Here is a 13,917-nt window from a genome sequence, read left to right on the forward strand (position 1 = left end):
TAAGCGGCTGCACTAGAGCCGCTTTTTTATTGGTTTAAATAAAGCTTAAAGTGACTTTTTAATGCTAGTTTGGCATTCACCACCACCGGTTATTTCTCAAGATATTTCTTATTAAGTGAGTTTCGGTTTGTAGTGATGAACTGCATTTTTTGTGTTCAGATTAGAAACACTTTTCGACCTTGCTGTAGCCATTCATTAATTAGGTTTCCCTTATGTTTAATCTTGAAAATAATGTTTATATTCAATCTCTTATATTATTAATCTTTTGTTTATTTAGTTTCGTTTTTTCTTTGATTGTTTAAACAATGAGCTAGGAATACTTTGTAATTAGTTATCCACGGGCTGATAACGAAACAATCATAAAATGGAAGGAACTGAATATGGCTTACCAAGGCTACACAACATTTAGCGCAAAACAAGATGACGCGATTTTATATGTCACTTTTGATTTTGGAACGGTTAACGTACAAGGTCAGGAGATGCTAGCTGACCTAAACGGTTTGGCGCTGCGTTTAGAACGCGATCGCAGTGTAAAAGTGGTGGTATTTCAATCGGCAAATCCAGAAATTTGGGTATGTCATTATGATACGGACTTGCTTAAAGACATGTCGACTGAGGCGGTATCTCGAGAAGACGCAAAACTACTCGACTTACAAGCAGTACTTGAGCGCATTAGCAAGCTGCCTCAAGCGACCATTGCGAAACTTGAAGGCTTTGCCCGTGGCGGCGGTCATGAGTTTGCCTTAGCTTGTGATATGCGCTTTGCGGCACGCGGCAAATACAAATTTATGCAAATGGAAGTGGGCATGGGCATCTTGCCATGTGGTGGCGGTGCTTCGCGTATGGCTCGCCAAGTGGGTTTGGGGCGCGCTTTAGAAATTGTATTAAGCGCGCGTGATTTTAGTGCTGACGAAGCAGAAGCTTACGGCACCATTAACAAGGCCTTAGAACCTGATGAAATTGGCCCCTATGTTGATGCGCTCGCGCAACGTATATCTAAATTCCCTGCAGAATCAATTAACGCTTGTAAGCAGATGGTGTACGAGTCAATCGATAAACCGATAGATGAAGCGCTTAGAGCAGAAGCATATTGGCTATACCAAGCTACCAGCAAAACGCCTGCTGTTAAGCGTTTCCAAATTGCCGACGAGCAGGGCTTAGAGCACGATATCGAGAACCAGCGTAACTGGGAACAGTTAGTTATGAATGTTCAAGATATTAACTAGAACAAGCTAACAAGAAAGCTCCTACGGTTTTAACTCGAAAGAGAAACGCGGAGCTTTCTTATTTCTATAGCTCATCAAGCCAAGCGCTAAAGCGAATAGTTTATTCACCCCAATCAACAAAATAAGAGGTTCACTATGCTAGGTGAAAGCCATTCATTACTGCACGAATTCCCCAAGTCTAAAGCAAGTATTTTAAGCTTAGTTAACAGCGACGAAAACTTTGCTAAAGATGCTCAGCACTACGAAAACTTAGACAATAAAATTAGAGATTTAGAACTCAGTAATTCGCCAATTGACGATCAAGCCATGCACCAGTTGAAGCACGATCGCTCCTTGCTAAAAGACTCGCTTTATCAGCGGATTTTGCAAGCGGAAACGGAACAGTAAGAGCAAATAGTTCATGGGCTCAAGCCTTAGCGCTTGAGCCTACAGGTGTGGTTAGTCTTTAAGGCGCCGGATATTCTTTGATAGCAAACGCTGGTGTTGTTACACCTTTAATATCATCAAGTTCTATGGCAAAAACGCCGCCACTTAGCGGATAATCGCGCAGCTGTTGTTCACTCATGCCTTCACGAGCGCTCACTACATATAAGGTGCTTAAGTTTGGTCCGCCAAAGGCACATTTAGTGACATTAAGCGCTGGAATGGCAATTTGCCGTTCTAGTTTTCCCTCCGGCGTATAGCGACTTACTTGAGCGCCGTTATAGTGGGCAACCCAAATGTGTTGCTCTGCGTCGATAGTGATTCCGTCGGGGTTACCAAAGCTGCGGTCAATCTTCAGCCAAGGCTCTAATGTTGATGCATCACCATCATCAGTTAACTTGCTACGAAGAATGGCAAAGTTTTCGGTATCTACAAAATAGCCGTAGCCTTGTTTATCACAGAAGGTTGGGCCATTGGTGACCCAGTATTTTTCACTCAATGAGCTAAGGCTAAGCGCTGGCGTTAAGCGGTAAAATTTTCCTGAGTCTTGTTTAATTTGGCAATCCATTGAACCTAACCAAAGATCACCATTTGGGGCAACCCAGGCATCATTAAGGCGGTTGTCTGGTAACTGAGGTTCTGGGTCGAGTAAAGGATAAACCGTTCCGTCGCGTAACAGTTTAACGCCGTCGGCATAGGTGGCGACAAAGGTGGTGCTTTCTCCGGGTATTTGGGTCGGTAAAACTGCGCTAATCATTGGCTTTTGCGACCAGCTTTGTTGTTCTCCTGAACTTGGCTGATAGCGGTGTAAAGTTTCTTTAAGAATGTCTACCCAATAGAGCGCTTGCTCTTGCTCTATCCATACAACGCCTTCGCCTAAACGCGCTTCGGCTTGCCAAATACATTCCACAGTATATTGCTTCGACATTCTTGTTCCTTTGCTACACATGCCCACTGAATGGGATTATCTCATCTCATTAAACCCTTATCGATGGTAACACTTCGTAGCTTGGGGATGTTTTGTTTCATCGGGTTTCAGCATGTTTGTGAGTTAAGGACAGGTGGAGTTACGAGGTGCTTGTAGAAGAGGGCGTTATTATTAAGAGCGCTTTAAACACTTGGCCGAACAGTTTTAGTCGGCCAAGTTGTTTTACAGGCTATTTTGCTCGCTTAATGCCAATATCTTGGTAGTTAACTTGGCTAATGGCTAAACCTTGCCAGTTACCAAAGGCTTTTGCTTGGCTTGTTTTTGCTTGATAAAAATAAGGTTGGCGCAAAGCGGCTTGCTCTGCGGGCATGGCAAAGTATAAACGGGCACTTTCGCCATTTAGTTGAGCACTAGTGAGATAGGCGACGAGTGCATGCTCGAGCGCGTGGTAATCACTTTTCCAAAGATGAATTTTGAGCCCCTGATTGGCAACCGGATAGGTGCCGCCATCTTCGGCGATAAAGCGCTCAAACCATTGTGGATAGGTATTGGCTAGGTAACGTTTAGCCTCAGGTTCAACTAAAGCTAGGCTTGCTGCCGCTTGGTTTAGCTCTGCATATTCCCACCAAATAGCTGGAGCGCCATTGGGCAAGCGACGCCATCCGCCTTCGCCTTGTTCAATAAAGGCGGCTTGCAAGGTGGCCTGAAGGCCTTGCTTACTTTGGCTAACTAGTTGCTGTTGGCCTAAATACTCGGCGGCTAACCAACTCATCCACCAAGATTTAGCCGTGTGACCAAAATCATTATGGCGGGCAGAGTCTGGTTGGTAATTATCGCCGTGCTTGGTTCCCCAAAAACGAAAATCATCGGGGCGCAGAAACTGCTGCGTGATGGTGTTAAGCAGTTTAGAAAGATCATTATCCCACTGGCTTTTGTGAGGTTCTGGTAACAATGGCGATATTAGCAACATATAGGCGTTTATTTGGTCGAGTTGCGCCACAAGCTCAACTTCTTCTCCAGTGCCGTTGGTGGATGCCGCATTTACCCAGCGCAAGCGTTGTTGTTGCTCGTCCCAATATTTATCAAATATATAATCTTTAACTTTTAGTAAGTCGTTGAGTACTGCTTTATCGCCAGTTAAGTAGTAGTAAAAGGCCATGCCTAATTGAGCGTAGGCAAGGTCTTGAGTGGTACGTTGTTTAGCTGAAAATTTTGATTGTCCGTTTTCGGTCACGCTCACTACTGAACCTTGCTCTTCTAGTAAATGCGTGCGTAAGTAGTCAACGCCAGCCTTGGCGAGTTGCAAGGCCTGCTTATCACCAGTGAGGTGAAAGATCACGCCATAAACAAAGGTGTGCCTAGCCTGCATGCGGGTGTAGCTTTCTCCCAAATGGGGCTTCATCCAGCTGGGAGCTGCGTTGAGCTCAGAACAGGGGGTAGCTTGAGTAAAAGCCGAGCCATCGTTACAACGAAAAGTTGGGAAGTTACCTATCGGTGAACCATGGGCATCTTGGTGCAGCCAAAAAGGAGCCAGCTCGTTCTCTACGCTATCAAGCCAGCGTTGGGCAGAAGGGATTTGCAAATCGCCCGCTTGGGCATTGCCGTTAGCAATTAAACACACACTGAGTAATACTCGTTTCACAGTCTATTTCCTCAAGCTAAAACGCCATCGCTTAAGAGTTTATCTGAGCATGAATAGAAAAAATCAGTGTTAGTACACAGTTTTAGGTGACTTATTGATAGATAAGATGGTTGGAAGATAGGCGATAGCAATGCGCTATCGCCTATAAGGTTTACCCGCGTTGTTTCAACTGCTTAACACTGTTTTGAACACGTCGATAAAACTTGCCTAAGTCTCTATCGGTGGCTCGTCGCTCAGCTAGGCTGGCGGCGTTAAACTGTTGCTCGCGCATTAGTTTGTGGTAGTTCACTAAGCGCCTTTCATCGAGTAAGCCCTGGCTTATGGCTTGTTGCACTTGGCAGCCGGGCTCACTGTTGTGTTGGCAATCGGCGAACTTACATTGCTCGGCGAGCTCAGTAATATCGTTGAAGGTGGCATTTACCCCTTCTTCACAATCGCTGAGTTGTAGCTCACGCATACCGGGAGTGTCTAGCAGTAAGCCGCCGTTCTCCATTAGATGCATTGAGCGCGCCGTGGTTGTGTGCCTACCTTTACTATCGGCTTCTCTAATTTCCCCTGTTTGGCTAGTTTGTTCACCTAACAGCGTATTAATAAGGGTAGATTTACCCACCCCAGAAGAGCCCATAAAGGCAACCGTTTGGCCCTGCTTACACCAAGGGTTAAGTTTGGCCACCTCGTTGGCATCCAGCGAGTTGACTGCTTCAACCATTAACATGGGATCAAGCTTTTGTGCTTGCTGGATAAAGCTGGGTACGTCGTCACAAGTATCGGCTTTAGTTAGCACCACTACTGGGTCTACTTTTGCTTCATTAGCTAAGGCCAAATAACGTTCAATACGGCTTAGATTAAAGTTATTGTTCAATGAACATACGATAAATACCGTGTCTACATTGGCGGCAATTAGCTGTAATTCTGCACGGGTACCTACTGCCTTACGGCTAAATAAGGTAGCGGGTTCGAGTTGCTTTACAAATTTAGCCTCGAGTGTATTGGCTTGCTCTAACAATAACCAGTCACCTACGGCCATTTTAGGCATATTTGGGTGAATGGTGATGCGTTGTAAGCCAAGTTCACTGGCGACCAAATATTCACTGCGGTGCTGTTCAAATACGCGCGCAGCAGTGTACGAACTTAGTTCGTCTAAATTAAGTTGTTGTTGAAAAAAGGGTTTCCATCCAAGTTGAGATAGAGAAAAAGAAATACCCATTTGAGATTACCCCAAGCACAGTTGTGCTATAAAAAGAATATAGGGGTCGTTGTTACGCCCCGGTAATAACCGGGCTGAGCAGGAGTAACAGAGTTACGCTTGTTCCTGAGCCCGAAAAGGTGTGATTACAATCATTTTGTATCCTCGCTATTGACTAAAAATCGGCTAAATAATAGCAAATGATGTGGGCGAACCCCACAATTACTTGAATAACTATTGAGACAAATCAGGTCTTGGATCTTTAAGGCTTAACAGCCACACTGTTTAAAACGATCTTATGAATAACTGCGTATAGCTTATTAAAGCTTAATTACTAACACGAGCAAGAGAAGTGGAGTAGGGTATGCATTATTTTCGACCCGCACGTGAACGCGGATCTGTTGATTTAGGTTGGCTTAAAAGCCAGCACAGTTTTTCCTTTGCCAATTATTACGACCCCAAACACATGGGGTATTCAGTATTGCGAGTTATTAATCAAGATAGTGTTGCGCCCAGTAAGGGTTTTGACACCCATCAACACAAAGATATGGAAATCATTTCCTACGTAACCCATGGCGCCGTTGAGCATAAAGATAGCATGGGTAATCGTTATCAAGTTCCTGCCGGTGATATTCAAGTCATGAGTGCAGGCACTGGGCTTAGTCATTCCGAGTTTAATTGCTCTGATGTTGATGACTTAGAGTTTTTGCAAATTTGGATTAAACCGCAGCAAACTGGTTTGGCTCCTGCCTACCAGCAAGCGCGGATTAGCCAAGGGGAATTGCTAACCCCACTTGTCACTCCTGATGGCCGTGATGGTTCGCTAATTATGAATCAAGACGCTGCTCTCTATCGCCTTGCACTTAAGCCGAATAGCCAATTTGAATTAGAAGTGATGAAAGCGTGTGGTTATTTGCATGTGGTAAGCGGTGCAGCAAACTTGCAGCAAGCTTCTGGCAGTGCTTATACGGTTAGGCCCGGCGATGGGGTAGGTGTATCAGGTGAAGAAGCCTTAAGCATAAAAACGGAAAGCTATGCCCTAGAAGCGCTTTGGTTTGATTTGCCCAGTGCCTGAACCTACAGGGGAACTTTTAATCTAAATTGGATTAAAAGTTCTCCGGCAAATTAAACGATATTGACTGATTTGGCAGCGTCAGCTGCCATATTTCTATACTTATCATTAATGTGAATTGTATCGCCGCAAATCTCACTTTCTATTCGGCAGCTTCCAAGTAATAGACTACTCTTTTAGTGAGTATTTAAGCCAAGTAGCTCTCTACTTCATGCAGTAAATCATCAGCTTAAATGCCCGTTGAAATTACACATCAGACTTGGATAAAGGAATATGCTGAGCCGAATCACCGCTGCAATTGTAGCGATATTAAGTTTACTGCTAGCTGCCAACGCTTGGTCTCAATCTCAAGTTGAAGAGTTTACTCAACAAGAAAAACAATGGATTGCTGAGAATACGGTGGTATCAGTAGCCCCCGATGCAAACTTTTACCCCTATGCATTTATTAACCTTCAAGGTGATTTTGATGGAGTGACTCGTTCGTACCTTGATGTTATTGAAGAAATTTCTGGGCTTCGTTTCGATTACACACTGGGTATGCAATGGAAAGACATGTTGCAGGGCCTAAAAAACGGCGAGTTCTCTTTGATTCCAATGATGTACTTAGATTCAGCCAAACAAGACTTTGTTAATTACTCGCATCCATTTTTGCTACATACCGAATATGTCTTTACCCAAAGCGATGTTCCTACCATTGCCAGTGTTGATGATTTAGCCGGAAAAGTGGTTGCCATTGTTGAAGGGTTTGAGCAAGTAAATTGGTTAAAAACAAACTTTCCCCAGCTAAAGTTTAAAACCTATCCAGAGCTGTCGCATACGCTACAAGCTGTGGCCGACGGCGAAGCCTACGCGGCTATTGCTGAGCTGAGTTCCGCGCTGTATATCAAAAACAAGTTGCGTTTAAGCAACATTAAAAATAACTCTGTGGTGTTGGGGCGGAAAAACATTCCTATTCATATGGGCTTGGCTAAACACTCTCCTGTATTGCTATCCATCATCGACAAATCAATCAAAAAAATAGACATCGCTACCCGCAACAAAATTCGTGGGCGTTGGTTAACAGATAGTTCGTCTCAGCAGTTGCTGCCGGGAGCATTTGGTTTTGGCCGACCACCCTACATGTATGATCAAAGTTCTGAAGTGGGCCTAGAGCTGGAAATCGTTCGCGAAGTCTTATCCTCTATTGGTTATCAACTAGGGGACATAGAACAAATTCCTACTGTGCGGGCTCATGAAATATTAAGTGAGGATCAAAGCTTAGATTTTTCTGCCGGCTTAGTGGCAAAAGAAGATGATGAGTTATTTTATTCCGATAACATTGTGCAGTTTCACAATGTGGCATTAACCCGTAAAACCGACCAGCTCAATATTACTAAGGTCTCTCAGCTTGCTGAGTTTAGCGTAACGGCTTTTGAGGGCGCATCAGAGGTGCTAGGTAAGTCCTTAGCCGGCGTTGCTAAGGTATCCTCGAACTATCAAGAATATGGTGTTCAAGAGCAATCCTTGGAGCAGTTCTTTTCTGGTAATGCTCAAGTGATTATCGCAGACCAAAACTTGCTGGAGTGGACGATAAAACATTCGGGATTAACGGCCTTACTGCAAAGTGATTTTGTGGTTCACGACATCTTTGAGCAAGCCGACGTGGGTTACGCCGTTGCATTTAGAAATGAATATTATCGCGACATTTTTAATCAAGCATTACAGGAGTTTAAGCAAAGTGCTGATTACTCCAAACTGAATGACTTATACGCCAAATCAGACTTTAGTAATCAAATAAAGCGCGCCAGTTTATTGAGTGATCTGCTTGCGCCACATATTTTCAATGATGACCTTAAAATCATTAAACATATCGTGGGTGTTTTTCAGAAAAACTCGAATATAAAAGCCATTGTTGTTAGTTCAGACTCCCCACCTAAGGTGATATTTAAAGCTCAGGAAATAGACGGTCAACTCAAAGAGGTTGACGTGCTGCAGATTAGCCACCTGAGCAAGCTGTCTAAAGAGAGCTATTTTGTGCATAACAACAACCCCGATAAAGTGGGAGAGGTTATTCTGTATTTTGAGGCTACAAGCTCCTCGCAAATTGGTAGCCCCAGCATTCCAAATATCAGTCGATTTACTTTATTAAACGAAGAGCAAACGGCCGTTCTAAGAGACAGTTACGAGCGCCACCAATTGTCTGGCCAACAAATCAACTTCACCAAAGAAGAATTAGCCTGGATGGCTGATAATCCTGAAGTTGCGGTAGCTGTTGATCCTTCTGCTTTACCCTATGAAGCCTTCGATGAAGATGGCAACTACATTGGGATAGTGGCTGATTACTTGCAGCTATTAAGTGTGAGCACGGGGTTAACGTTTAAACCCGTGCCCGTCGAGAGTTGGCAAGATTCTCTTAAGTTGATTCAAAATCGCGAGGTAAAGCTGGTATCTGCGGCACTTAATAATAAATGGTTAGAGTTGGATTATCATCCTGCGCTGCCTTTGGTGGAAAGCGAGTTGGCCTACATGGGCTTAGAGCGAGATGGCTTTTTTGGTTCAGCTGAGCAGTTGGCGGGTAAGAAAATAGGCATTATAAAAGGAGCTTCGCAAACCCGCAGTATTGTTAATCGTTATCCCGATATTGACTGGCAATACCCAGAAAACACCGAGCAAGGTTTTATCGCTGTGGCCGATGGTGAATATCACGGCATGGTTGATAGCTTGTTGGTGCTTAACTACCTGATTCAAACGCGTGGTTACAGCCAGATGGCGATCGCGGCTGACTTTGACCGAGAGATTGTATCTACTTTGTTTGTGATTAAGTCAGAGCCTTTGTTACATAGCATCATTAATAAAGCGATTGATGCCGTAAGCCAACAGCAAAGTGATGATATTACTTTAAGCTGGGTACCTAACAAACTGGTTGAAAAAGTAGACTACGGTTTGGTTACTCAAATTTCTATGGGTGCCTTGGTATTAATATTTTTAACGCTGTTTTGGAACCGAAAGCTGGCCTCACATATCAAAGCGAGAGAGTTAGCAGAGCAAAAAATTCAACAACGTGAGCAACTGCTGTTCGATATGCTCAATGCTGCGCCGATTGGGGTGGCTATTGTACAAAATAACAAAACTGTTTTTTCCAATAAAACCTGCCGTGACATGTTTGGGGTGGAAGCAAACGAGCTGGATGATTTTCAAGTTACCAATATTTATTGTGATATTAGCCAGCGCGATGAATGCTATCGAAAATTGGCGCAAGGAGAAGCTGTTGCCAATGTTGAAATGAATTTTAAACGCACCGATGGCAGTCAATTTATCGGCTCGGCTAACTACTTAAATACCCAGTTTAAAGACCAGCCAGCGGTATTGTTTTGGTGTTACGACATTAGTGAACTTAAAGATCTGAATAATCAGCTGAGCTTGGCCATTGATGAAGCCGACAATGCCAACAAAGCTAAGTCTGATTTCTTGGCCAATATGAGCCATGAAATTCGTACCCCAATGAATGCCATTATTGGCATGACTCACTTGGCGCTAAATGCGGAGCTGGACCGCAAAACTCGCGGTTACCTAAATAAAGTCTCCCATGCTGCGGCTTCTTTGCTTGGGATCATTAACGATATTCTCGATTTCTCGAAAATAGAAGCTGGCAAACTAGACATGGAATGCTTAGATATTAGCATTCAAGATATCTTGCAAAATCAGCTCAATTTAATCGAGTTAAAGGCTCAGGATAAAGGGGTTGAGGTGCTCACAGTAGTCGAGCCTTCGGTGCCGCATAACCTAATGGGTGATCCGCTTCGCTTAGGGCAAATATTCACTAACTTAGCCAGCAATGCGATTAAGTTTACAGAGCAGGGCGAAATTGCTTTCTCAGTTAAGTTATTGGAACAGCAAACCAACCGTGCCAAATTGCAGTTTTCGGTGCGCGACACGGGTATTGGTATTTCGCCCGAGCAACAACAAAAACTGTTTCAATCGTTCACTCAAGCGGATGCCTCTACCACTCGTCAATACGGCGGAACCGGCTTAGGTTTAACTATTTGTAAGCGATTAGTTGAGCTAATGGAAGGTGACATTTGGCTAGAGAGCGCCTTGGGTGAAGGCACCGAGTTCTTGTTTACTGCGTGGTTTAAGTTAAACCATGAACGGCCCGTCATGCGCAGTGCAATTAGCCCAACCAGCTTAGAAAATATGAGCATTTTAGTGGTGGATGATAATGAAAGTGCGGCTGAAATTATGGCCTCTATCGTGTCGTCTTTTGGCCCAGAAGTTAGCGTGGTGCATGCTGGTTCCGAGGCGCAGGCATTAGTGGCTGAAAACCCAGATAAGTACGATGTGGCAATTGTTGATTGGAATATGCCAGATATGGATGGGGTGGCTACCTGTGAAGCTATTCGCCAAGAGGCTGGCAGTCATCCGGTTAAATTTATTATGGTGTCGGCTTATGACCATGCCCGCTTTAAAGCGCAAAGTGAAGATGCTGGCGTTAGTGCATATTTAGCTAAACCGATTACTGCCTCAGAGGTATTTAATTCGATAGCGCAGGTAAGTGGCCGCGATGTCGCTTTATATACCCCGCTTGCCAAGTTGAGCGACAAACTCACTTTAGCCAAGCAAAAGCTGCAAGGAGCACACGTGCTGCTGGTGGAGGATAACGAACTTAATCAAGACTTAGCCATAGAGCTGCTTAATAGCATTGGAGTAAGTTGCGAGCTGGCAGAAAACGGCAAATTGGCTCTCGAGAAACTTCGTCATAGCTCTTTTGATGGGGTATTAATGGATATTCAAATGCCGGTTATGGATGGCTACACTGCCACCCAAAAAATCCGCGAGTTTGATTTGGAAATCGCCATTGTCGCCATGACAGCTAACGCTATGAGTGGCGACCGAGAGCGAGTGATAAGCGCGGGCATGAATGATTACATCAGCAAACCTATTGATGTAGAAGCTATGATAAACACCATGGCCGAGTGGATTAGCGCTTCTGGTTTGCAACAAACAGCACCTGTTAGTGCGCAAGAAGAGCCAGTGCCTTCGGGGATTACCGAAGGGTTAAATCCCGAGATTATTGATCAGGCTGCTGGTTTGGCAACCTGTAATGGCAACGCCAACTTGTACTTCAAACTGCTGAATAAATTTAGCATCAACCAGCGCAGTTTTGCGGAACAGTTTGAGCAAGCCTGCGGTGAGTCAGACTGGGTATTAGCTACACGTTTAATTCATACTCTAAAAGGTAACTCTGGGAATATTGGAGCGCTTTCATTGCAAGCCGCAGCTGCCGAACTTGAAGCGGTTGCTGCCAGTATCTTGTCGGCAGAGGGCAGCAACAGTTATAAAAATAGTCACGAGCGGATCCAGTCTTTATTGTCAGATGTAAGCACTTTGTTAGAGTTGGTCTTTCAAGAAATAGACTTGATACTGCCTAAAGGCACTGCTCATGAGATAGCTGAAGACGACAGTCAGGAACAAAACAACCTGCAGCAACTTAAGGCTGAAGTGAGTACCCTAGAAGCACAGTTGGAAGAGTGCGACGTTGATGCAGTAGAGCGAATTGATGAACTAGCAGAGCTTGCTTTTCCGCCCGAGGTGAAAAAGCAATTGTTAGGCATTAACAAGGCCGCAGCTGAGTATGACTTTGAAGCTGCGAGTGAGCAGTTGCAAAGCTTAAAATCACTCCTCAGTTGATGCATGTCATGAGAACCAGTGTTTCTACTGCAAGCGCTCGATTATTCACTTAGGCTAGGGGCTGTTTATCTTTCGCGATTAAATTTTGTTCGTGAAAAAATCGTTTTAGGCGCGGCAAGGAGTGTGTAGCCTAGCATTCTAAGTAAACAGGCCTTAACAAAGCATAAAACAATTTTAGCCGAACCCTTCGGGCAGCGTTTGTGGCTTATTTCTACTGCGTTATCAGCTTCTCATGTAGGCTCACTACACATCAAAGCTTCTGCCTTGTATAAATAGTCCACAAACAGCTGCAAAAATCAGCTCGAAAGATAAACAGCCCCTAGTAAATCGCATTTGGAAAAGGATAAACCAATGATTAAGCCATTTTGCCTCAGTGTTGTTGCAACGCTTAGTGTGCTAGTGAGTTTGCCCGCAGCAGCATTTCCACAAGCTTCGGAGTCTTCAAATCAGCAATTATTTGCTCAGTCGATTATTTATCATTCACTAAGTGGCCTTTGCGCAGCAAAACCGGGAAACAAAAGTTTAACAGGTGACTTTCAAGCCTGGAGATTGGGTAATCAAGAAGCGATTAAACTAGGGCGAGAAGAAGTTGCCGCTATGGCTAAACAGCAGGATAAACCGATGGATTCGGTGGTGTCTAACCTAGTTCACGTTGCGGAGCAGGAGTGGGGCCAGCTTGATAGCCAACAGCGTCAGCAAAAATGCCAAACCTTGCAGGCTTTTCTTACTCAAGCAGAGGCTACTGTTCACTAAGTTGAGAGTAAGGCCCGTTTAGCCAATCCGCTCTCACGGGCTGTAAGACTTAGATAGAGGCTAGCTGATAGTGCGGGGTAATTTGGCTTTTAGCTATATGCTCTGCAACATCTAAACCACGCAAAAAGCCGTGCTGTGTGACCAGTACGGTTTTAAAACCCATCGCATTGCCACCCAGTATATCGGTATGCAGAGTATCGCCAATCATTGCTATGCGCTGCGGATTTACTTCACCATAGCTTTGTTTTATTCGGCTGAGTGCTTCTTCAAATATTGGCGCATAAGGTTTACCAAAACAGCGAACGTTAGGGTACAGCTCTTTAGGTAGGGTAAGGGTAAAACTACCGGGCTCTTGTGATACACCATCTTCTAGGGGCGCAACTAGGTCAGAGTTGCCCACCCACACTCTGCGAGGGTTGTGATTAAGCTCGGTAATAAAACGCTGTTGTAAGCTTTCATTCCAAGCCTGCCCACTTAAAAACAAGAACTCTTCGGCTTGCCAAAACTCTTGGTCCTCTGGGTATAAACAAGGGCGTTGAATATCTAAGCGAAACTCAGGGAGGGTGATTACCCCTAAGCGCGAGTCGCTGTGTAAATCCATGTATTGCAGCAATACTTCTCGGCTGTTTACGATCTCTTGGTCACTAAAATCAAAACCAAGCTGAACAAACTTGTTAAACAGTTGCTGCTTGTTTTGGGTGGCGGCATTGGTGACCACCATTACTACTTTGCCAGCTTGTCGTAACTTATCGATTTGCTGTTTAGCTCCATCTATCGCTGTTCCACCAACATTTAATACGCCGTAGGCATCAAATAAAAAAACATCAACTTCGTCTACGATATCAGTAATGCTATCAATGGTTTGACACTTCTCTACCGGAATATTTTTAGGCATACGTTCAGGAATGCTTAAATAGGCGTTAAATGCCTCAGATGGGCTGTAAAACATGGTAAAACCTCAGCAAAAAATAGAGCGCTACTTTGGCAGGTTTTTAACTAAATTAAAACTCGAATTTGAGC

The 13,917-nt window shown here is 44.3% G+C and carries 9 protein-coding genes; 5 read left to right on the forward strand and 4 right to left on the reverse strand.

The window, feature by feature from the left end:
• Positions 1–380 precede the first annotated feature (380 nt).
• Positions 381–1,226 carry an enoyl-CoA hydratase/isomerase family protein gene (locus tag K5609_RS05565; RefSeq protein WP_221076318.1) on the forward strand — a complete coding sequence of 282 codons (846 nt, stop codon included), beginning with the start codon at positions 381–383 and terminating at the stop codon, positions 1,224–1,226.
• 135 nt (positions 1,227–1,361) lie between these two features.
• Entirely contained in the window at positions 1,362–1,613 is a 252-nt protein-coding gene (locus K5609_RS05570; protein ID WP_221076319.1) for an HP1242/YdcH family protein, read from the forward strand.
• Between the two features lie 58 nt (positions 1,614–1,671).
• Here K5609_RS05570 and K5609_RS05575 read toward each other — a convergent pair whose 3' ends face one another.
• The 3 genes from K5609_RS05575 to rsgA form a co-directional block, all read right to left on the reverse strand.
• Complete coding sequence (locus tag K5609_RS05575; protein WP_221076320.1) at positions 1,672–2,577, reverse strand: SMP-30/gluconolactonase/LRE family protein; 906 nt, start codon at positions 2,575–2,577, stop codon at positions 1,672–1,674.
• 229 nt (positions 2,578–2,806) lie between these two features.
• Complete coding sequence (locus K5609_RS05580) at positions 2,807–4,219, reverse strand: AGE family epimerase/isomerase (protein ID WP_221076321.1); 1,413 nt, start codon at positions 4,217–4,219, stop codon at positions 2,807–2,809.
• A gap of 151 nt (positions 4,220–4,370) precedes the next feature.
• Positions 4,371–5,426, reverse strand: a complete 1,056-nt coding sequence (gene rsgA / locus K5609_RS05585; protein WP_221076322.1) for a ribosome small subunit-dependent GTPase A — start codon at positions 5,424–5,426, stop codon at positions 4,371–4,373.
• Between the two features lie 343 nt (positions 5,427–5,769).
• Between rsgA and K5609_RS05590 the strand changes: the two genes are divergently transcribed.
• The 3 genes from K5609_RS05590 (at position 5,770) to K5609_RS05600 (ending at position 12,897) form a co-directional block, all read left to right on the forward strand.
• Positions 5,770–6,480 (forward strand): pirin family protein, encoded by a 711-nt coding sequence (locus K5609_RS05590; RefSeq protein WP_221076323.1) that lies wholly within the window; start codon positions 5,770–5,772, stop codon positions 6,478–6,480.
• A 270-nt stretch (positions 6,481–6,750) separates the two neighbouring features.
• The gene (locus K5609_RS05595; RefSeq protein WP_221076324.1) at positions 6,751–12,144 is read left to right on the forward strand and encodes a response regulator; all 5,394 of its coding nucleotides are present in this window, start codon (positions 6,751–6,753) and stop codon (positions 12,142–12,144) included.
• 351 nt (positions 12,145–12,495) lie between these two features.
• Positions 12,496–12,897 carry a hypothetical protein gene (locus K5609_RS05600; RefSeq protein ID WP_221076325.1) on the forward strand — a complete coding sequence of 134 codons (402 nt, stop codon included), beginning with the start codon at positions 12,496–12,498 and terminating at the stop codon, positions 12,895–12,897.
• A 49-nt stretch (positions 12,898–12,946) separates the two neighbouring features.
• Here the strand turns inward: K5609_RS05600 and K5609_RS05605 are convergent, their stop codons facing one another.
• Positions 12,947–13,846 (reverse strand): HAD-IIA family hydrolase, encoded by a 900-nt coding sequence (locus K5609_RS05605; protein ID WP_221076326.1) that lies wholly within the window; start codon positions 13,844–13,846, stop codon positions 12,947–12,949.
• Between the last annotated feature and the right edge of the window lie 71 nt (positions 13,847–13,917).

It is taken from the genome of Agarivorans aestuarii, assembly GCF_019670125.1.
GTDB classification, from domain to species: Bacteria; Pseudomonadota; Gammaproteobacteria; order Enterobacterales; family Celerinatantimonadaceae; genus Agarivorans; species Agarivorans aestuarii.